General features: G+C 66.4%; 16 protein-coding genes and 7 tRNA genes. 4 read left to right on the plus strand and 19 right to left on the minus strand.

The window, feature by feature from the left end:
• Positions 1–60: 60 nt before the first annotated feature.
• The 5 genes from LQ566_RS03670 to LQ566_RS03690 all read right to left on the minus strand — a co-directional run bounded on the left by LQ566_RS03670 (position 61) and on the right by LQ566_RS03690 (position 5,944).
• Entirely contained in the window at positions 61–606 is a 546-nt protein-coding gene (locus LQ566_RS03670; protein WP_231090237.1) for an HIT family protein, read from the minus strand.
• Positions 603–2,522, minus strand: coding sequence for a threonine--tRNA ligase (thrS, locus tag LQ566_RS03675; RefSeq protein ID WP_231091368.1), 1,920 nt, complete (start codon positions 2,520–2,522; stop codon positions 603–605). The genes LQ566_RS03670 and thrS overlap by 4 nt, the downstream gene beginning before the upstream one ends.
• 227 nt (positions 2,523–2,749) lie before the next feature.
• Positions 2,750–4,021, minus strand: a complete 1,272-nt coding sequence (locus LQ566_RS03680; RefSeq protein WP_231090238.1) for a low temperature requirement protein A — start codon at positions 4,019–4,021, stop codon at positions 2,750–2,752.
• A 166-nt stretch (positions 4,022–4,187) separates the two neighbouring features.
• A complete protein-coding gene (locus tag LQ566_RS03685; protein ID WP_231090239.1) occupies positions 4,188–4,862 on the minus strand; it encodes a DNA alkylation repair protein in 675 nt (224 codons plus the stop codon).
• Positions 4,859–5,944, minus strand: coding sequence for a DUF998 domain-containing protein (locus LQ566_RS03690; protein ID WP_231090240.1), 1,086 nt, complete (start codon positions 5,942–5,944; stop codon positions 4,859–4,861). Before LQ566_RS03690 ends, LQ566_RS03685 begins: the two co-directional genes overlap by 4 nt.
• Before the next feature lie 167 nt (positions 5,945–6,111).
• Between LQ566_RS03690 and LQ566_RS03695 the strand changes: the two genes are divergently transcribed.
• Together LQ566_RS03695 and LQ566_RS03700 are read left to right on the plus strand one after the other, a co-directional pair.
• The gene (locus tag LQ566_RS03695) at positions 6,112–7,368 is read left to right on the plus strand and encodes an MFS transporter (protein ID WP_231090241.1); all 1,257 of its coding nucleotides are present in this window, start codon (positions 6,112–6,114) and stop codon (positions 7,366–7,368) included.
• A 62-nt stretch (positions 7,369–7,430) separates the two neighbouring features.
• Positions 7,431–7,961: a hypothetical protein gene (locus tag LQ566_RS03700; RefSeq protein ID WP_231090242.1), complete on the plus strand. Its 531-nt coding sequence runs from the start codon at positions 7,431–7,433 to the stop codon at positions 7,959–7,961.
• A gap of 67 nt (positions 7,962–8,028) precedes the next feature.
• Here the strand turns inward: LQ566_RS03700 and LQ566_RS03705 are convergent.
• From LQ566_RS03705 to LQ566_RS03740, 9 genes are all read right to left on the minus strand, one after another.
• A tRNA-Gly gene (locus LQ566_RS03705) sits at positions 8,029–8,101 on the minus strand.
• A gap of 137 nt (positions 8,102–8,238) precedes the next feature.
• A complete protein-coding gene (locus LQ566_RS03710) occupies positions 8,239–12,507 on the minus strand; it encodes an ExeM/NucH family extracellular endonuclease (protein WP_231090243.1) in 4,269 nt (1,422 codons plus the stop codon).
• A gap of 508 nt (positions 12,508–13,015) precedes the next feature.
• Positions 13,016–14,488 carry a DUF8370 family protein gene (locus LQ566_RS03715; RefSeq protein ID WP_231090244.1) on the minus strand — a complete coding sequence of 491 codons (1,473 nt, stop codon included), beginning with the start codon at positions 14,486–14,488 and terminating at the stop codon, positions 13,016–13,018.
• Positions 14,489–14,647: 159 nt separating this feature from the next.
• Positions 14,648–14,827, minus strand: coding sequence for a helix-turn-helix domain-containing protein (locus LQ566_RS17755; protein ID WP_372459790.1), 180 nt, complete (start codon positions 14,825–14,827; stop codon positions 14,648–14,650).
• Between the two features lie 229 nt (positions 14,828–15,056).
• Positions 15,057–15,128, minus strand: a tRNA-Val gene (locus tag LQ566_RS03720).
• Positions 15,129–15,165: 37 nt separating this feature from the next.
• Positions 15,166–15,238 (minus strand) — tRNA-Gly (locus LQ566_RS03725).
• 137 nt (positions 15,239–15,375) lie between these two features.
• A tRNA-Val gene (locus tag LQ566_RS03730) sits at positions 15,376–15,447 on the minus strand.
• Positions 15,448–15,471: 24 nt separating this feature from the next.
• A tRNA-Cys gene (locus LQ566_RS03735) sits at positions 15,472–15,542 on the minus strand.
• Positions 15,543–15,590: 48 nt separating this feature from the next.
• Positions 15,591–15,663: transfer RNA gene (locus LQ566_RS03740), tRNA-Gly, on the minus strand.
• 149 nt (positions 15,664–15,812) lie between these two features.
• On the opposite strand from LQ566_RS03740, the gene LQ566_RS03745 reads away from it, so the two are divergent.
• Positions 15,813–15,885: transfer RNA gene (locus LQ566_RS03745), tRNA-Val, on the plus strand.
• Between the two features lie 133 nt (positions 15,886–16,018).
• Here the strand turns inward: LQ566_RS03745 and LQ566_RS03750 are convergent.
• A complete protein-coding gene (locus tag LQ566_RS03750; RefSeq protein ID WP_231090245.1) occupies positions 16,019–17,029 on the minus strand; it encodes a cation efflux transmembrane domain-containing protein in 1,011 nt (336 codons plus the stop codon).
• Entirely contained in the window at positions 17,026–17,364 is a 339-nt protein-coding gene (locus LQ566_RS03755; protein WP_231090246.1) for a type 2 periplasmic-binding domain-containing protein, read from the minus strand. Before LQ566_RS03755 ends, LQ566_RS03750 begins: the two co-directional genes overlap by 4 nt.
• Positions 17,365–17,653: 289 nt before the next feature.
• On the opposite strand from LQ566_RS03755, the gene LQ566_RS03760 reads away from it, so the two are divergent.
• Complete coding sequence (locus tag LQ566_RS03760) at positions 17,654–18,193, plus strand: GNAT family N-acetyltransferase (RefSeq protein WP_231090247.1); 540 nt, start codon at positions 17,654–17,656, stop codon at positions 18,191–18,193.
• A gap of 63 nt (positions 18,194–18,256) precedes the next feature.
• On the opposite strand, the gene LQ566_RS03765 is transcribed toward LQ566_RS03760, so the two are convergent.
• From LQ566_RS03765 to LQ566_RS03775, 3 genes are all read right to left on the minus strand, one after another.
• Entirely contained in the window at positions 18,257–18,826 is a 570-nt protein-coding gene (locus LQ566_RS03765; protein ID WP_231090248.1) for an LSm family protein, read from the minus strand.
• Positions 18,823–19,590, minus strand: a complete 768-nt coding sequence (locus tag LQ566_RS03770) for a type II toxin-antitoxin system PemK/MazF family toxin (RefSeq protein WP_231090249.1) — start codon at positions 19,588–19,590, stop codon at positions 18,823–18,825. Before LQ566_RS03770 ends, LQ566_RS03765 begins: the two co-directional genes overlap by 4 nt.
• 68 nt (positions 19,591–19,658) lie before the next feature.
• Positions 19,659–20,885 (minus strand): ammonium transporter, encoded by a 1,227-nt coding sequence (locus LQ566_RS03775; protein WP_231090250.1) that lies wholly within the window; start codon positions 20,883–20,885, stop codon positions 19,659–19,661.
• Positions 20,886–21,004: the final 119 nt, after the last annotated feature.

A 21,004-nucleotide genomic window follows, 5' to 3' on the forward strand; every position in this document is an offset into this window, starting at 1 on the left:
GCGCTACGAATCTACCGCCCGAAGACCTCGCGCACGAGGTTCTCGGGGGTGGCGGGAAGGTCAGTCCTCGGGCCAGCCCAGCGCGATCGTGTCGCGCATCTCGCCGAGCAGCTGCGGCAGAGCCTTGGTCTTCGCGATGATCGGGAGGAAGTTCGCGTCGCCTCCCCATCGCGGCACGATGTGCTGGTGCAGGTGACCGCCAACCCCGGCCCCCGCGATCGCGCCCTGGTTCATGCCCAGGTTGAAGCCGTCGCAGCGCGCCACGTCGCGGAGCACCCGCATCGCGGTCTGAGTGATGGATCCGATCTCAGCGACCTCCTCCTCGGTCGCCTCGTCGTACATCGCGATGTGGCGATACGGGCACACCAGGAGATGTCCGGAGTTGTAGGGGAAGAGATTCAGCAGTGCGTACGCGGTCTTGCCCCGGTGGACGATCAGCGTCTTCTCGTCCGGCCGGGTGGGGGCATAGCAGAACGGGCAGTCGGCGACGTGCGGCTCGGGTCCCGCCTCGATGTACACCATGCGGTGCGGGACCCAGAGCCGCTGGAACTCGTCGGGAACACCGGCGAAGTCGGCCGCCAGTCCGAGCTCCACATCATCGCTCATGCGAAATCCGACTCCGTCATGATGCGCGCGTGATCGGTGATCGCCTGGGAGATGCGAGCAACCGCGTCGGCAACGGGAACACCGTTGAGCTGCGTGCCGTCGCGGAACCGGAACGAGACCGTGCCCGCCGCCCGGTCCTGCTCGCCGGCGATGAGGATCAGCGGCACCTTCGCGGTGGTGTGGTTACGGATCTTCTTCTGCATCCGGTCATCCGAGTGATCGACCTCCGCACGCACGCCCGCGGCCTTGAGCGTCGCGACCACCTCGTCGAGGTAGTCGGCGTACTGCTCCGCCACGGGGACGCCGACCACCTGTGCCGGGGCCAGCCACAGCGGGAAGTCGCCGGCGTAGTGCTCGAGCAGGATGGCGAAGAAGCGCTCGACGGATCCCAGCAGGGCGCGGTGGATCATGACGGGGCGGTGCTTGGCACCGTCCGGTCCGGTGTATTCCAGCTCAAAACGCTCCGGCTGGTTGAAGTCCAGCTGGATGGTCGACATCTGCCAGGTCCGGCCGATGGCGTCACGAGCCTGCACCGAGATCTTCGGGCCGTAGAAGGCCGCTCCGCCCGGATCGGCCACGAGCTCGAGACCCGACTCGAGCGCCACCTCACGCAGTGTCTCGATGGCGGTGGTCCACTGCTCGGGCTCACCCAGGAACTTCGGGTTGCCCTCCTCGTTCGTCGACAGTTCCAGGTAGAAGTCGTTGAGACCGTAATCGCGCAGCAGCGACAGCACCAGGTTCAGGTTGGTGGCGAGCTCCTCGCGCACCTGGTCCTGGGCGACGTAGATGTGCGCGTCATCCTGGGTGAGTCCGCGCACCCGGGTGAGCCCGGACAGCGTGCCGCTCTTCTCGTAGCGGTAGACGGTGCCGAACTCCGCGAGGCGCAGCGGCAGCTCGCGGTAGGAACGACCCCGGGCACGGAAGACCAGGTTGTGGAACGGGCAGTTCATCGGCTTGAGGTAGTAGTCCTGGCCCTGGCGGGTGACGTTGCCCTCCTCGTCGACGACCTCGTCGAGGTGCATCGGGGGGAACATGCCGTCCGCGTAGGTCTGCAGGTGACCCGACGTCATGAAGAGGTCCTTCTTCGTGATGTGCGGGCTGTTCACGAGGTCGTACCCGTTGCGCAGCAGGTGCTTGCGCAGGTTCTCCTCGATCTCGTACCGGATGATTCCGCCCTTGGGGTGGAACACCGCGAGCCCGGATCCGATTTCGTCCGGGAAGGAGAAGAGGTCCATCTCGACACCGAGCTTGCGGTGATCGCGACGCTCCGCTTCGGCGAGGCGCTCCTGGTAGGCGCGCAGCTCGTCCTTGGTGGGCCAGGCGGTGCCGTAGATCCGCTGCAGCTGCGGGTTCTTCTCCGAGCCGCGCCAGTACGCCGCCGCGGTGCGAGTGAGCGACCAGCCGTTGCCGACCATCCGGGTGCTGGGCACATGCGGGCCACGGCAGAGGTCCTTCCAGGCCACCTCACCGTCCTTGCGGACGTTGTCGTAGATGGTGAGTTCGCCCTCGCCGACCTCGACGTCGGCGCCCTCGGCACCCCCGCCCTTCAGACCGATGAGCTCGAGCTTGAAGGGCTGATCGGCCAGCTCCGCGCGCGCCTCGTCCTCCGTGACCACACGACGCACGAAGCGCTGTCCCTCGCGGATGATGCGCTGCATCTCCTTGTCGATGACCTTGAGGTCTTCAGGGGTGAAGGGGTTCTCGACGCCGAAGTCGTAGTAGAAACCGTCGGTGATCGGCGGGCCGATGCCCAGATCGACCTGCGGATTGAGCTTCTGCACGGCCTGAGCCAGCACGTGCGCCGTCGAGTGCCGCAGGATCGCCAGACCCTCCGGGCTCGATACGGTGATCGGCTCCACGACGTCCGTCTCGGTGACGATGGTCGCGAGGTCCTTCTGCTGCCCGTTCACGTGCATGGCGACGACGGAACGATCGGTGAAGAGGGCGAATCCGTCACAGGGATAGGACGGCTGGGGGTTCTCAGACACGAAGATTCTCCAGTTAGCAATGGATGTCGGCAACTCAGCTTCGGACGCTCGCGCGCCCCGCCCGCTCAGGCCTGGGTCGTTCGCGTGCCGGTGACGGCGAGTACGACGGTGTCGTCGCTCGTACGGGTCAGCCGGGCGAAATCCATGCGAAGAGTCTACGCCCCGGTGGTGCTGCCCGCCGTCACTGCGCGGTGCAACTGCGCATCGATTCCCCGCCATCCGCCTGTCTCGTATGCCAGGACCACACCGACCGGCCCAGCCAGGACGACCAGCAGACACAGCCACAGCGGGAGTCCGGCGACCGCGAGCACGATGGCCAGCGCGGGCAGCAGCACGCTCGGCAGCTGGAGCGCGATGTTCTTCGTGGGTTCCCGGGTGAGCCAGGCGTGGATCGCGTAGATCGCGAGGCTGTAGATGATCACGGACACGGCCAGCGAGGTGATGACCGTGACCGTGGGCATGTGCACCTCGGGATCGAACACGTACCCGATCAGGTGGAGGCTTGCCCCCACCGCCGCGATCGCGAGGAAGATGACCGCGTGTCCGTACCCCCACACGAAGGCACGGCTGCGGTGCGCCGCCAGGATCGGTGCCGACGGCAGGAGGAAGTAGGTCCACCACAGGGCGAAGGTCATCGCAATGCCCGCGGCGATCACCACGATGGAGTTCGCACTCCATCCCTCCTCCGCGGTCACCTCCTGAGCGGCGGCGATCGTGCCGATCACCGTCTCGCCGAGGGTGATGATGGCGAGCAGGCTGTATCGCTCGGAAATGTGGTGCGGGTGCCAGGGGGTGCCTCCGGTGGCGGAGCGACGCTCGGCGATGACCGGGCCGAGCAGTTCCACGACCCAGCACAGCGCCGCGGCGATGAGCGTGCCGGACAGCGTCATCGGCACCCACGCCACGATGACCCAGCCGACCTGCGCCAGCGCGATGCACACCACGTAGGTCAGCGCCGTGCGACGGTGGACGGAGCTCCTGGCGGCTCGCAGCCACTGGCCGATCATCGCCACGCGCATGACGATGTAGCCCGCCACCATCACCTGGTTGTCGATCGGCTGGCCGTGCTCGAGCGACGCGAACATGGGCGCCAGCCCGATCGCCAGCACGATGACCCCCGCCATCTGCAGCATGGTCATGAGGCGGAACGCCCAGTCGTCGGTGTCGAAGGCCGAGGCGAACCAGGAGTAGTTGATCCAGGCCCAGATGATCGCAGCGCCACCGAACAGGAATGCGCCCAGCGCCGGCATCACCTCATCGATGGCGATGCCGTGAGCGAACTGCGTTCCCAGCACGCCGAACGCGGCCGCGAAGACCAGGTCGAACAACAGCTCCAGCGGTGATGCGACTCGCCCGTGTTCCGTGGTGCTGCGTCCCGACATCCGGCTCAGTCCGTGCCGGTAGAAACCCTCAGTGTGATCGCTCATGCGTCCCCTCCCGGCGAACATCGTGGCCTCCGTGAGGTCACCGCGCAAGCCGACACGGGGCAATTCGGTGAGTCTGCGTCGGTTTCAGCCCGGCGAGGATCCCGTTGTGATCACAACCGTGCACGCAGTGCCTCCTCGGCACGCTGCTCTTTTGTACACGCCGTTCTCACTGCGTGAGGTGCTTGGATGCCTCGCGCACGCTCAACGGGCTCAGGGCCGGGTGCTCGTCAAGAAAGTGCCGGACTCCCGCGGGGTCGGTCCGTGCCACCTCGCGTAGCGCCCACCCGATCGCCTTCCTGATGAAGAAGTCGCGATCGCCGAGGTTCGCCTCGATGGTCTCGGTGAGCAGTGCCCGATCCACCCGGTCCTTCCGGCCCAGCTGGCTGAGGATCGCGAGCCGGCGCATCCAGAGGTTCTCGTCCGTCATCCACTCGCGAACGAACGCCGAGACAGCGACGGGATGCACGTCCAGCAGGTCCGCCACGCGATGCGCGAGCTCATCGGTGACGTCCCACCACTGCGCGCTTCGCACGAACCGCTCGATGAGGGCAAGCAGCGCCAGATCTCCCCGATGCGGTCGGAGGGCGAGGAGCGCGAGTGCGGCGTACCACTGCTCGCGCGCCACTGCGTGGTCCCAGAGCTGAACGGCGGCGTCCCGCAACGTCCCCGAGTCGCGGATGCCCCGCGCCGCCCCCGTGGTGATCCGTCGCGCACGCGGCACTGGCACGCCGAAGAACGGCAACGACGACTTCATGTAGGCCTGCTGCCCGGGGGCGCGCTCGGGGTCGGCCTCGGCGCGCAGCGCCGACGTGATCACCGCAGCGAGCTCGGCACCGTTCACGCCAGTGACTCCAGCGCGGGCGCGTCGGGCGCGTCGGGCGCGTTGTCGCGCACCAGCGCATCGATGGTGCGGATCAGCAGCAGAATCCAGGTGAACACCAGAGCCCCGGCGACGATCTCCACCGCGGTCAGCGTGTAGTAACCCACCAGGAAGAACAGCACGAGCCCCGCGCTGATGGCGAGGAACGTCCAGCCGAGCACCACGAACGAGCGTGCGATCCCCGGCACCCACCGCCCGATCATCACGATCATGACCGCGAAGACGACGAGCATTCCGCTCGCGAAGCCGGTGTGCACCAGGAAGGACACGTTCACCGGCACCAGGCCGACCACCATCAGGCAACACCCGATGACGATCAGCCCGACACGCACGTTCCGCGTGCCGCGCGGGTCGCGCACCCAGAGCTCCCGCGTCGCGTAGCGGGCGAGAGCGGTCACCAGTATCCCCGCCACGATCACCGTGAGGTTGAACAGTGTGGAGGAGGTCTCCCCCACCATGCCCAGCGCAGACAGGTTGTCCTGCCACCAGTGCGGATCGTCGGCGGAGAGCGTGGCGGCCAGCACCCCCTGCACCAGGAACACGGCGAGGATCAGGGCGAACTGGGTGAGATCGAGCTGCGAGGCCGAGATGAAGACGACGTACCCGGTGATCGCCGCCACCGACGCGGCGATCAGTGCGGAGGGCACCGTGTACACGTCGGCATCGACGAACCCGCGGGCCAGGATGTCAGCGACGAGCGACCACGACAGCGCGGAGATCACGGCGTAGGCCAGCGCGAGGGCGGCACCATCGACCACATCGAGGAACTTCGGGCGCTCACGGGTACGCAGGTACCCGAGCCAGGACGCGAGGGCGAAGGCCAGGACGGCCACCACGGCCGACGTCGCCGCAGCGAACTGACCGATCGATCCGGCGCCGGCGATCGACACACTGCGGAAGGCGAAGGTGAGCAGAGCCAGCAGGCCGGCGATCACACCGCCGATCGCGGCGGCCAGCAGGGCGATCGCCTCGATGCGCTGCAGGCTGGGTTCGGCGATGGCGGTTCGAAGCCAGCGCCAGCCGGCACGGATGCGCGTTCTCACAGGATGAGCGTACTGGCGTGATCCCCCGCAGGGCAGCCGCACAGAGCGCACCCGGTACACTGGTGCCGTTGCATCCTCCGCGGCCATGCAACCTGACACCCGGTGTATCTACCTCCGCTCACGGCGGCACGGCGGCACAAGCCGCGCCGAAACTCCCAGGAGAAACGATGTCAGACACGGCTCAGCCGGCGTCCGCGCCGTCCGATGCAACCGCCCCGGCCCCCAGCCTGATCCGCGCTGCCGGGTTGGCCTACTTCCCGGTCGCCTTCCTCGCCCGCCTTCCGTTCGCCATGAACGTCGTGGGTGTGCTCACCCTCGTCGTGGCCGCACGCGATTCCCTCACTCTCGGTGGGCTGACCTCCGCAGCGGTCGGTCTCGGCACCGCCCTCATCGGCCCGCTGCTCGGAGCAGCCGCCGACCGCTTCGGTCAACGGCCGGTGCTGCTGGCCGCCGGAATCGGCAACAGCCTCGCCCTCCTGCTGATGGCCTGGGTCGCTTTCGCCCCCGTGGCCGATGCGTGGGTGCTGGCCACCGCCATCCTCGTGGGCGCCACCGCCCCGCAGGTGTCCCCCATGTCGCGCAGCCGCCTGGTCACGATCATCGATCGCCGTATCGCCCGCGATCGCCGCGCGAAGACCCTGTCTGCGACTCTCGCCTACGAGTCCTCGGCGGACGAGATCGTGTTCGTCTTCGGACCGGTGCTGGTGGGACTGCTCGCCACCACGCTGAATCCGGCCGCACCGATGATCGGCGCTGCGATCCTCACCCTCGTCTTCGTCGGTGCCTTCGCGCTGCATCCGTCGGGACGCACCACCACGCATGTCGACGCCGACGCTCCGCTCGTGCAGGCCCCGGTGAGCGAGCTGTTCCATCCTCGGGTTCTGGTGCTCGTAGCGGGCGTCCTGGGAATCGGCTTCTTCTTCGGTTCCACCCTCACCTCCCTCACCTCCTTCATGGTGGACGCAGGAAACAAGGAGGCTGCCGGCCTCCTCTACGGCGTGATGGGTGTCGGATCAGCGATCCTCGCGCTCGCGGTGGCGGTGTTCCCCGCCCGCTTCACGCCCCGCTACCGCTGGCTCGTGTTCGCGCTCATTCTCGTGGGCGGCGCCGCGCTCATCGCTTCGGCGCGCACGGTGGATCAGATGATCTGGGCGCTGGCAGTCACCGGCATCGGCATCGGGCCGCTGATCGTGACCGTCTACACCTTCGCCGCCCTGCGAACCCCGGCGGGACGCAGTGCGACCCTGATGACGATGGTCGGGTCAGGCGTGATCGTCGGCCAGTCTTCGTCGTCCGCGATCGTGGGTGTGCTCGCGGACGAGCAGGGCACCGCTCTGGCACAGTGGGCGCCATTCGTCGCGGCGGTCCTCGTGCTGCTGTGCGCCGTGATCAATCTGTTCCTCTCCCGCGGGGACCGACGCTGAGGAGATCGTGCGGAGCTTCCCGATCGGGAGACACGGCCTCACGGACTTCGTAGAATGGCGGCATGAGTCAGCACGGTGAGCTCCTCGCCGCCGACGACGCGCTGCGCGAGCTGCAGCACGAGGCGGATTTCGCGCACGCCCGCCATGGGCGCCTGTACGCGGATGCGCTCAGGCACTACCACGATCAGCTGGCGGCGCTGCTCACCCAGGCTTTCGACGAGCAGGCGCGGTCCAACGACCTCACATTGCCCAAGCGGGATCGGCTGGGACTGCAGCGCCACGCCGCGGAGATCGCGCGTGTCATCGTGACCGACGTGGAGCGGGTGCGCGAGGAGTATCGGAGACTCAGCAGCCGCGCGGTGCCGTCGGATTCCAGCGGACGAGCTCTCGTGGACGCTGTCGTCGTCAGCAGCCGGATGCAGGTCTCGGCCTGGTGGAACGGCCACGCGCATCTGGCGACCCCGGCCGCCACCGCGGTCGCGGCACAGAAGTGGGAGAGCTTCCGGCCAGTGCCGCGCTGGGTGCCTTATGCCGCGGGTGCGGGCGTGGTCGCAGCGGGAGCCTTTCCGATCGCATCGATCTTCCTGCTCTGAGCTCCCGCGTCGCGTGGGCTCCGATGCCAACGGGAAAAGGCCCCTCATTCGAGGGGCCTTTTCACTGAGCGGATGACGAGACTCGAACTCGCGACCCTAACCTTGGCAAGGTTATGCGCTACCAACTGCGCTACATCCGCACGCCGCCTCGCGGCGACATCCCTAGCTTACCCGATCCCGCCGGGTGAGGCGGACATCGCCGAGACGCCGAGCGTGTCGCGCCAGCAACGGGTGATGCCCCGCCGACCAGGTCGACGGGGCATCACCCGGGCAGCGGTCAGCCCTGCTGCGCGCGACGGCGAGCCATCATGATCCCCGCACCGAGGGCGAGCACCAGCAGCCCGATCGCCAGTGCCGGGTACGGATTGGTTCCCGTGGTCGGCAGCGAGCCTGTGGCCGAGGGAACCGGCACCGGCGCGGTCGGCGCGCCGGTCGACGTCGGAGCAGGGCCCGCGGTCTGCGTGGGCGTCGGTCCCGTCGTCTCCGTCGGCGTCGGCGTGGGCGTGGGGCCTGTCGTCTCCGTCGGCGTCGGCGTGGGAGTCGGCGTCGGCGTCACCGCGGCCAGGACGACGAGCGGCACGGATACCGTGGTGTCATCAGCGCGCAGTGCCACGATCGAGTGATCGCCGGCACTCGTCTCCGCCGGGATCGTCACGTCGACGCTGAACGCGCCCGCCGCATCGGCGGTGGCCTCGCCCAGTGCGACCGGCTCGGAGTGCAGCTCGAGCGCCACCACCTCACCCGCGGCGAAACCGCTGCCGTTGACGGTGACCGACTCCCCCGCTCGCACTTCCGCTGCGCTCAGGCTGAGCACCGGAGCCGGGGCGACCGCAGCCACCTCGACCGGCAGTGTGAAGACCGTGTCACCAGCCGTGACGACGAGTTCCTGCGTTCCGGACGCGCCCGCGGGGACGGTCACCGTGACGTTGGCGCGCCCGACCTCGTCGGTGGCGTCGACCGGCGTCACATCCACCTCTGCCGTTCCCACCACTGTGGTTCCGAGTGAGACCTGCACGGTGGCGGGCTTCGTCTCGGTCGTGCTGAAGGACAGGGAGGACAGTGCGATGTCGAACGTCGCTCCCGGGAGGTACCCGCCGGCGGGAGCCGTGGGCATGGTCACACCGACGGCGCGCTGGGCGAGGTCCGGCGTGGCGGTCTTGTTCTCGGCGAACCAGTCCACCATCGACTGCAGGTCTGTGCGCCCGGTGTCCGCGGCGCCTGCGCCCTCGGCGAAGACGGTGAAGTTGTCTCCCCCGGAGGCGAGGAAGGCATTGACCGCGACGAGGTAGCTGGCCGATTCGTCGAGCTTCTCGCCATTCAGCAGAATCTCGCCGATGTGCGCGCCGGCGGGTGCCGCCGGGTCGTACACGTACGTCAGCTCCTTCGACACGCCCAGCTTGAGGAACGGCCGGGACGCCGTCGCGGGCTGCCACTGCTGTTCGAGCACCGCACGCACCTGGGCCCCGGTGAGCGTCAGGGTCACGAGCGTGTTGGCGAACGGCTGGACCGTGGCGACCTCGCGATAGGTGACGTTTCCGTCAGCATCACCCGCGCCGCTGGAGGCATAGCGCAAGTCCGTGCGCAGTCCACCGGGATTCATGAAGGCGATGTCGGCGCCCGTCGATTCCCGCTGGACGTCCGCCACGAAGTTGCCGAGGGTGGACTCCCCGCCGCGGTTCTCACTGGTGCCGTCGGATCGCACGGCTCGGTTGAAGTCGCCCGTGATGGCGCCGACGCTGACCGAGCCGAGCTTGTCCGCCTCCGTCTTCGCGTCGTCCACGATCTTCTGCACTTCGGGATCCGGCGCTGCGATCGGCGCACCGTCCTTCGTCAGCGGTCGAACCTCGTTGGTGATCGACAGCAGCTCCTTCGTCGAGGGGTCGACCTGGATCTGCATGACACCCATGTTCTCGCCGTACTGGCCGGCCGAGATCACGGGGCGACCGTCGATCACGTGGTTGTAGGCGAGGTGGGTGTGCGCGGACACGATCGCGTCCACGGCCGGCGAGACACCGTACACGATGCGCCCGAGCGCGGACTCCGGCGTGATGCTGGACACGTCGGTGGTCGTTGCGCCCTCGTGCACCAGCAAGAGGAGAACGTCGGCCTCCCCGTTGCTGTCATCACCGTCGGTGAGATCAGCAGCCACCGCGTTCACCGAGTCCACGATGTCGCGCACGTCAAGCTCGGCGATGCCGGCCGGGCTCACGAGCGTGGGCAGGTCCTCGGTCACCGCTCCGATGAACCCGACCTTGACGCCGTCGATCTCCTTCACCCAGCTGGGCGCCAGAGCGTGGTCGTCGGTGCCCTTGAGGAACACGTTCGCGTTGATGTACTCCCAGTCAGCCCGGTCCTGGATGCGGTCGCGAAGATCCGCCCAGCCCTGATCGAACTCGTGGTTTCCGGTGGCGCTGACGTCCAGGCCCGCGGCGTTCAGCGCGTCGATGGTGGGCTCGTCCTTCTGGATGAACGACGTGAACGTCGAGGCCCCGATGAGGTCACCGGCAGCGGCGAAGATCGTGTTGGGGTTCTCCGCGCGCAGCTCCTTCACCGCTGTGGCGAGGGACGCTGCACCGGCGGACGCACCGCCGGCCTCGATCCGGCCGTGGAAGTCGTTGATCGTGGCCACCTGGATGTCGACCGGCTCCGCGGGAGCGGATGCCAGAGTGAGGCCGACGAGGGCCGGATCGTGGTCGCTGGAGCGGAACGGCGTGCCCGCGTCGGTCGCCGCGTAGTTGTATGCGCGGTCGCCCCACTCCGGGGAGTTGATGCTCCACACGCCTGCGCCGGAGACCGACTCCGCGAACGACGGGGATGCGAGGATGTGATCCAGCGACCCCAGCTCGCCGTTGAACGTGTAGGTGTGCTGCCCGGGAGCGAGGGCCGGCACGAGGTCCGTCCATCCCGCGTCCGCGAACACGCGGATCGGGTCCTCCTGAGCGTAGGCGTTGAAGTCACCGAGGAGCAGCATGTCGGAGCTTCCCGACGCCGCCTCGACCGCGCTGGCCAGCTGCAGAACCTGCTGGGCCTGTGCGACGCGATCGGCGTTGAAGAAGCCCTGCTCGTCTGCCGGCTCCGGGGTGGTCTTGTCCGGCGGGCTCTTGGACTTCAGGTGATTGACGATCACCGAGAACGTCTTGCCCTGCGCCTGGAACGTCTGCGCGATGGGCTCACGGGCGTTGCCCCACACCGTCTCGTCGACCGGGACGGTCACGCTGTCACCCACGGGCGTAACCGACGCCTTCTTGTAGATGATGGCCGTCGTGATCACATCGGTGATCGCGGGATCCTGCAGTGCCGCTGGTGTGGAGACGTAGGCCCACACGTCCGCTCCGGCGGCCTCGTTCAGGCCCGCGACCAGGTCGGCCACGGCGGTGTCGACCGGCTTGCCGAAACGGATGCCGTTCTCGATCTCCATCAGTCCGACGATGTCGGCGTCGAGCCCCTGGATACCGGCGATGATCTTCGATCGCTGGATCTGGAACAGCTCCGGGGTGGCTGCACCCCGGGCGTTCGAGTCCTCGCTGCGAAGCGTGGTGAAGTAGTTCAGGACGTTGTAGGTGGCGACGGTGAGGTCTCCTCCCACGCTCGGCGGGGAGGCGGGACGTTCACCCGCCGAGACGAACGTCGGCTTGTGCGACGCGTCACTGCTGTCATCGATCGGAACGACCGGCTGCAGGCGCCACTTGTCGAATCCGTACTGGAGGATGAGACCCTCGGTCGGGAACTGCACCGCGTCGCCGTTGCGGACGACCTCGTCCTGGGTGAAGTACGGCTGCTCTCCGGGGTGCGATGCGTTGGTCACCTGCGCCGACCAGCCGTCATCGAGCAGGATGCGGTGCGCGGCGTTGTCGGCGGTGATCGCAGTCGCGTCCGTTCCCGGGCGCGCAAGCTCGGTGGACTTGACCGCGAGGTCCTCCCCCGCACTCAGCCAGAGAGTGCCGTAGTTGTACAGCTCGTGGCTCGAGGTCAGCCGGTACGTCCCGGTCGGAGCGACGAGCATGTTCTCGTACTCCTCCCGGTCGGCACCGAGAACCGCGTCGGTCAGGGTGACCGGAGCCGGAACACCGACGCCCGGGGTGAGCACCTCGACGCCGGCCGAAGAGGTCACCGAGATCTGCGTCTGCTCGAAGTACTCGCTCACCTTGCCCGTGACCGAGACGAGGTCACCGCGCTCCAGGGTGACAGCGTTGTTGCCGAGGAACACGAAGATGCCGTCCGAGGCACCCGCCGTCTTGGTGTCGCCTCCGGTGCCCTGCGTCTGAATGACGATGCCGCGGTAGCCGCCTTGGCGGTAGTCGCCGGTGACGATGCCCTGTACGGTCACGGTCTGACCGCTCAGCGGCGACGCGCTTCCGGTGCCCTGCACCTCCGCGATCGTGTGCGTTGCGTCGGCAGCGAGGGCGGGTCCGGCGGCCAGGCCGCCACCGAGACCGGCCACGAGCGCGGTCACGGTGGCGGCGGCGAACAGGGTCAGGCGTCGGTGGCGTGGACTCGGCGGCGCTTCCAGCGCACGCCGAACGTCGCCCGTTTCGGGGTGGTTCACGTGTTCCTCCATGGTCGGTGGGCGCACCGATCGGTGCACGATCGCGCTCCGCTGCGAGACAGGCACGACCTGCCTCCGACCGTAGGAGAGGAACGCGATTCACGGAAGAGACCTGCCGGGCGTTCTCCCAGCGTTCACCCAAACGCGCAGCAGGCCCGGCGCCCATCGCTCACATGCGCACCGCCGCGCCGGGCCACGTCTGAACCACGCACCGCATCGGCGCGCCGGAGCTGAAGGGTGTGCACACCTTGGTGCATAGCTGCGCCCGGGGTCTCAACCAACTCCCCCCATGCGCAGACCATTGGTAGAGCAGCGAACTTGCCCGGCGGATGGATTACTCAGGCTCCCATCGGGCACGGCGTTCACACGTCCTTCTGCTGGAAATCCAGCTTGGATCACACCGAACCGAATGTGGGCATAGCTGACTAGATTGACCAGCCGACAGTGCCTGCTCACATTCAACAGTAGGGGCGAACTAGCATACCCGGTGCCGAGGGCGTGAGTCTCGTTATCGTTGACCAATCAGATGGCCAAACCGGGTCCGAAGTAGCGGAAACTCACGAGGGTTTCGACCACTATCTAGCGCCTCTTGAACGTCGTTAACAATCTGCTGTAAGTCCTCGTCGTCGAGCGCGATGACGAATCCATGCTGATCAGCAGACACGTTCCTGCACCTAGCATCCATGCGCGCCCGGTCCCCGATACTCCGCGCTACAAGGAACCCCACTTTGCCTTGGCTCGGCCCGAGCCTCATAGCGATTTGATCGACCTCCGGGTTTCCGGGGTCCTCTTCGTAGTTCTTGCACTCGACGGCGATAACAGCACTGGGATAGTTGAGCGATAGCCACCGAAAGAAGCCATCACCAGCGACATTGTCGTAGGTAATATCAATGCGTTTCAGTCCGCCGTGCTGCGGAGTCTCAAGACGTTCGTTGCCGAGGCTCGCAGCGAAAACGGCCGTTAGTAGCGCCGCTACCGCGCGATGGTAGGGAGTGGCCCCGGCTCTCCCTGGCTGAATTGCGCGAACGGTATCTAACAACTCGTTCAGATCGGGGACTTCATCGCCCACCCGCTCGGACAGTTGGGCGTTGTCGAGACCGACCTTTGGTTCGGTGTTGTTGGCACGGTAGTTCTCCATACCCTCGGGATACACTTCCGCATGCTTCGCAATAGCTGCTTTAGACGTGCCCAGGTGACCTTCTAGCTCTCCGAGCTTGACCTTCAGGTGCGCGTTCGGTTTTCCTGCAGCAACGAGCTTCACGAATTCAGAAGCAACACCCTTCCTCAGTTCCGAGTCAACATAGAATGGGCGGATGTAGTTTCTGAAGAACTTGTCCTTGTCCAGTTCCGGCTTTATCCTTACGATCGACCTCGGGACCAAGAGGAGAGCGCCATCAGGGCCGCGAGGCAGATCATGTTCCGCACCGGGAAGCCACGCGCGAGCGGTCACATCCCAGGTTGGGTCGGAGATCTGCAGCTCAGTCTTGACGCCATGAAATTCACACTGGTTCTTCGTATAGACGATCAATTCGGTACGGATGAGGCATGTCGTTATGTCGCTCAGGATATCGACACCGATGCCATCGACGAAGAGGATGCTCTCCTCAAGATCCGCCAGAAGACCGCTTTTGATCGCGCGGCTCCGCTGGAGCGCAGCAATGAGCTCCCGGGCCTTTTTCTCACTACCGAGCGATCTACCGCGAGATTTGCCTTCACTTTCCCCTAGATGCGTCTCGTTGGGCTCAGAGAGCGGAACGATGAGCTCGCGAACTCGGGCGGAATCTCCTTTTCTAACTGCATCGAGCAGAGAATCAAAGTAGGTAGTGATCGATACCTGGCAGGAAGCGATCCACTCACCCTGCTGAGTTCGTATGGCATGAGGGTCGATGTATACCGGAGAGTCTTCCCTGACATCTATGTTGACGAAGTCCAGCGATGATTGAGTCAGGCCAAGGTTGAAGTAGTCCGAGAAACGCTGCATTTTCCGCCTTTGGTGATGCCCTATGCGAGTACATGCATCCTACAGCTCGGGCAGCCGGCGGCCTAGGGCGCCGCTAGCTGTGCGACCGGACCGTGGCGCTGGTGTCCGATGGGCGTCCGGCACTGCCTTCGGGTTTGCGTCAGCCGGTCGGTCCCTCTGCTACCACAACTCGCGACACAGCTCTCCCCTCAACCGAGAGCGCGTGTCCTGGCCAAAAATCTTCGTGTATTCGTCGAAGACGTCGAGCGTTAAGCTCCGCTCGCCGCGTTCCAGCACCGCCAGATAGCGAGGGGTGACGCCGAATCTCTCGGCGAGTTGCCTCTGCCTGAGCCCCGGTATCGCCGTCGCGCCAGGAGCCCGACCCCAAGGTTCCCTCTAATCCGATGAGCGCATCCTAGCAACCAACGACTTCCCGTCCTCAATCCGCGTGTTGCGGCTACGAGCCACGTCTGAGACTTGCCTGAAAGTACCGAACAGGAGGCAAAACGATGTTCCCCGCTTCTTCTACCCAGGCGCGTTTCCCGCGCATAAACGAAGAAACCCGCAGAAATCTGCGGGTTTTCGTCTGTGCGCGATACTGGGATCGAACCAGTGACCTCTTCCGTGTCAGGGAAGCGCGCTACCGCTGCGCCAATCGCGCCCGAAGGCTGTTCAGTTATGGGGGATCTCTCCCGCCGAGCGGATGACGAGACTCGAACTCGCGACCCTAACCTTGGCAAGGTTATGCGCTACCAACTGCGCTACATCCGCATGCCGTCCTGCGACGACTCCTCCACTTTACCCGACGATCAGCCGACCACCGAACACGCGCCCCGCCCGGGTGAGTCGGACGCACCGCGCTGAAACGACGAAGCCCCCACGATCTCCCGTGGGGGCTTCGTCTTCTGTGCGCGATACTGGGATCGAACCAGTGACCTCTTCCGTGTCAGGGAAGCGCGCTACCGCTGCGCCAATCGCGCCCGAAGGCTGTTCAGTTGTGATCGAGGTGACAACGGGATTCGAACCCGTGTAAACGGCTTTGCAGGCCGGTGCCTAGCCGCTCGGCCATGTCACCATGTGGCTCAAGCCACGTGAGCGGATCCTCCAGGATCCATCCCACTCGAGCGGATGACGAGACTCGAACTCGCGACCCTAACCTTGGCAAGGTTATGCGCTACCAACTGCGCTACATCCGCGTTGCCGCTCGGTTGCCCTTGCGACTCGGACAACACTACCCGAGACCCGCGCGCAGACCAAACTGGAACCGGTTCGCGCGTGTCGCCCGTTTTGGTCAAAAGTGCCCCAAATGATCCGCTAGTATCGAAGAGTGCTCGCGAGAGCATGAGGGCGATTGGCGCAGTTGGTAGCGCGCTTCCTTCACACGGAAGAGGTCATCGGTTCGAGTCCGGTATCGCCCACAGAGAGAAAGCCCCGTCAGGACGACAGTCCTGACGGGGCTTCTTCGTTGCCTCCCGTCGGCGTGGGGCAAACGTGGGGCGAGCATGGAAAACGCATCCCTGGACACGCCCGTGATCGGGAGCGGACAGCCCGCTATCGGGAGAGAGCTGTCGCTGCGCGACCCGGCTCTGACGAGACTCGATCCGCCTCCTGCGGCAAAGCGGACACCGGGACGACAACGACGTCCTGGATCTTCCAGTCCAACGCGGCGATGCCTTTCGACACGGAGTCGATGTCGGCGACTCGAACGCGGCCCCGGCGTGGCACGACGAACGCTTCGACGTGGAAGACCTGCCCCTGATCTCGCATCCGAACCGCCGCCTCTGTCACCCATGACTGCCGATTCAGGTAACGAACGATCTGCCCGGCGAGCGGGTGCGGGCGCTTGTCGTCGTGCGTCCGGGCACGTTGGTCCATCAGATCGACGATGGCGCCCTTGGTGTTTCGCAGCCCGTCCGCGATGATCCCGAGCGAGATGAACACCGCGGCGGCACCGTCGAGCCACCAGATCCCGAGTCCGATACCCAGCACCCCGATGATCGATGCGGCGTTGGTCTGCCAGTCCGCTTTCGCCATGTCAGCGTCGGCGTAGAGGAGCTTGTTGTGCAGCACCGGCGCCAGCTTCGCCTTCGCCGGTCCGTATATGAAGACCGGTCCCACCACGATGACCGCCATGACGGCGATCATGATCCACCCGAGCCAGACCGTGTGCCCGAACACCTGCACCGTGCCGATCGTCGGGTGCTCACCCGCGATGAGCCCTGCCGCGGATTCGACGGCGAGGTTGACGCCGACGGCGAGGAGTGCCACGCCGGCGACGAGGTGCCCCACACCCATCGCCCGGTGCAGGCCATACGGGTGAGCGACGGTCGGCCGGCGCCTCACGAAAATGAGCGCTGTGAGGAACGCGATCTGCGGAATCAGCGACAGCATGTCCTCGATCCACGCCGTTCGCATCGCCTGTGAGTTGCCGACGACGAACGCCACGACGGCGATCGTGACCGCCGTGTAGCAGATCGTGAAGATCTCCCAGCGCACCGCCAGCCGCAGCGCGTGTTGTTGCTGCGCGGGAAGATCACGCCTGCCGAACTGATGCGAGCTCACGACCCGACCTCCTCGTCGAGGAAGCGTTCGAGGTCGGAGAGGAACGCGTTCTCCCCCGGTGGGACCAGCATCACGATGCTGCGACCGTCCGCACCTTCGATACCGGCGTACCCGCGCGTGACTCCCACGTGATCCAGCCACGGCGTCTGGTCGGTGATCCCGCCGATCACCAGATCGAGTTTGCGCTCCTCCAGGTACATCACCAGCGTCTCTTCGCTGCCCGCCGTCCAGCGGACCTTCGCGTGCAGCGACGCGGCGTACTCCATGGCGAGCTCGGCCAGCGGCCCGGACGCCCCGTCGCCGTGTGTCTCGACGAGCCCGGAATCGGCGCTCACTCCGACGCGAAGCTCTCCTCCCCGCACAGAATCCAGGGTGCCCTCCGGATCTGCCGGCACCGTGATCCCGCACCCCACCAACGCCAGGACCCCAGCGACCACGATCAGGACGCCGAGTGATCGACGTCTCGGACCCCGACTGCAAGAACGTGTCGTCATTGCGACATCATGGCAAGCGAGCGGAGCCTGCGCCCCTCCGCTGACAAGCCCCGGCCGAACGTGCTAAGACACAGCTGCTGCTGGCCGCTGGGGTCCTCAACGCTGCAACGAGGTGCGAGCATGGAGGATCATGAGCCCCGAGATCCAGTTCCGTCCGTACTCGCGCGAGCACGCGCCGATTCTCGCCTCGTACGCGTTGGATGAGGTCTACTGCGCGCACGAGGGATGGGCGTATCCGAGCGACCCGGACCGGATGCTCGCGTGGGCCGAGCGCCTGGCCGATGCTCCCTCCGACGACCTGGTCCGCGTGATGGCCTTCGTCGGCGATGACCCGGTGGGCTACGTCGACTTTCAGGGCGACGATGCGCAGGAGAAAGAGCTCGGCTATGCGATCGCGCCGTCGTCTCTGTGGGGTCGGGGGCTGGGCACGGCCGCCGCGCGGGCCGCGCTCAAGCACGGCTTCACCAGCCTGCGGCTCGAGCGGATCTGGGCCGAGGCGGTCGAGGCCAACAGCGCGTCGGTTCGGGTTCTGGAGAAGTCGGGGATGAGGTTCCTCCGGCGCGGCGACGATGCCAGGTTCCTCGGCGTGCCGTCGCACTATCGCCAGTATGAGATCACCCGCGAGCAGTGGATGGCACAGCAGAGTTCACCTGACGCGCTGGGGGCATGAACACCCGCGATCATCATCTTCGCGTCGGCGCTTTCTCGGGCGAGCCCGGCCGCGTCCTGACGGTCAGCGGCTCGCGAGCGTGACGTTCGCGACACGCTTGCGCCAGCTGCGCACGGATAACCCCGCCGACTCCAACTGAGCGATCACCTCGGCCGGCACCGGTGCGATGCGCTCGATCGGGACGTTGCCTTCCCGGTGTTCGCGGTAAAGCTCACCGATCGAGCACACGACGCGTGTACCGCGCGCGGGGCGCACGGTGAGTCGCGAGGCCGCGCCCGTGCGCGCGAAACGCACCTCCCGGATCTCCGAGAGCGCCATGTCGAGGAGCTCACGGTCGCCCACGCGGACCCGCACACGGCCATCGACGAAGGAAACCTCGGTGTCACCGCGATGCATCACCAGCGGAATCCAGTACGGCAACGCGATCACGACGAGCCCCAGCGCGGCGAGGCCGAGGATCCCCGCGGAATCGTCGTCACTCAGACGCCATACGGCGATCGCCCAGAAGAAGAGGGCGATGACAATGACACTGAGGACGACACGCATCGTGAACGCGCGGCCCGTCGTCCAGGAAGACCCAAAGCGCACGGCAGTGCCCACCCATCGCCCGTCGGTCGTCGCCGGCGAGCTCACACAGACACCCTCCACCCGTACCGTTCGCGAAGCACCGCGGCGACATCCCCGAACCGCCTCCGATCAAGCACGGCCGCCTCCCGTCGAAGACCACGCTCATGCACTTCGTAGAGCTGATCGACATCCACCCAGCTCTCGCGACCCTGCCCGTCCCAATCCCCGCTGCCGATGGAGATGAAGTCGCGCTCGCCATCGTGGGACTTGCTGGTGAGCCGCACGGCGTAGACATGCTCGGCATCCCGCCGGCCGATGATGAGCACGGGACGATCCTTACCGCGTCCGTCAGCCTCCTCGTAGGGAATCCAGGTCCAGACGACCTCGCCAGCGTCTGGCGCGCCGTCCTTCTCCGGGGAATAAGACACCGTGATCGCGCCCACGCTCCGGTGCGAGACCTCGAATGTCGCGCTTGCGCCCAACTGCCCCGGGCTCGGCTCCCCCTCCAGCAACCGCTCGCGCGCCGCCAGCTCGGCGCGTCGTGCGGATGACAACGTCTCATCCGAGGGCGGCGCGGCCTTCTCGGTCGGACGCTGACTCGTGGTCGCCGGTCGTGTGGCCGCGGTGCCGGAGCGGGTCCGGGCGGAGGTCGACGGCTGCGTCCTGATGGTCGGTCGCTTCGTCGCCGGTTGCGGAGACTCCGCCGATGAAGGACGCGAGGACCGCTCCGATTTCGTGACGCTCCCGCCGCCGCGGTTCAGCAGCAGTGCTCGCAGCACTTGCCCGACCACGTTCGCCACCTCGACCAGAAACCCGCGTCCAGAACTCACCACGCCACCCTATCCGCACGACACAGCGGGCCGACGCCATCGTCGACCCGCTGTATCCGTTCCTCAGCTCAGACGCGCGCGTCCAGCAAGTACCCCTCCTCGCCGTGCACGACCGTGTCGATACCGGCGATCTCGTCCTCCTTCGTGATGCGGAAGCCCATGGTCCGATCGATCACCCAGCCGATCGCATACGCGGCGACGAAGGAGTACACGAGAACGGCTGCGGCGGTGACGAACTGCATGAACAGCTGCGACAGGTCTCCCCCGACGAACACACCGGTGCCGGTCGCGAAGAAGCCGAGGTAGAGCGTTCCGAGCATGCCACCGGCGAGGTGGATGCCCACCACATCCAGCGAGTCGTCATAGCCCAGCTTCCATTTCAGCTCGACCGCGAAGCAGCAGATGACACCGGCCAGCAGGCCCAGCAGCAGCGACCATCCGGGCGTGAGGTCGGCACAGGCGGGGGTGATGGCGACGAGTCCGGAGACGGCACCGGATGCGGCACCGACGCTGGTGGATTTGCCCGCCTTCATCTTCTCGACGACGATCCAGCCGAGGATCGCGGCTGCGGTCGCGCCGATCGTGTTGATGATGATCAGACCGGCCCGCGAGTCACCGGTTCCGAGCAGCCCAGCAGTGCCTTCGGCACCGGCGTTGAAGCCGAACCAGCCGAACCAGAGGATCGCGGCACCGAGCAGCACGAGCGGAACGTTGTGGGGCTTGTTGATGCTGCGGTCAAAACCCACGCGCTTGCCCAGCAGCAGACACAGCGCGAACGCTGCGGCACCGGCGTTGATGTGCACCGCCGTGCCACCGGCGTAGTCGATCACGGTGTGATCCAGGCCCAGCATCTCGCCGAGCTTCATCGCCCAGCCGCCGCCCCAGACCCACGCGGCAACCGGGAAGTACACGAGCGTCGACCAGACTCCCACGAACACCATCCAGGCGCCGAACTTCGCGCGGTCGGCGATGGCCCCGGAGATCAGCGCGACGGTGATGATCGCGAAGGTCGCGCTGAACGCGGTCGACACGAGCCGGTCGTTGTCCGCACCGGCCAGCCCCAGGTCACCGAACGGGTTTCCTGCGAACTCCCACGGCGAGCTCACGCTGCTCATGCTCGCGCCGTACAGGATCCACAGCACGGCGATCAGGGCGATCGCTCCGAAGCTCATCATCATCATGCTGATGACGCTCTTCGCACGCACCAGGCCGCCGTAGAAGAAGGCGACGCCCGGCGTCATGAAGAGGACCAGTGCGGTGGCGGTGAGCGCCCACGCGAGGTTGCCGCTGTCCATTCGAGGCTCCGTTCGTGAGGGCCGGCAGCGTTCGCGCCGGATTCCCCCACGATGATGGATCGGCGTTTCCGCCGATGACGCACCTCGTGACACGCAGGTTACGAATGCGCTCGTTATGT

The sequence above is a fragment of the Microbacterium nymphoidis genome, from assembly GCF_021044885.1.
Taxonomy (GTDB): Bacteria; Actinomycetota; Actinomycetes; order Actinomycetales; family Microbacteriaceae; genus Microbacterium; species Microbacterium nymphoidis.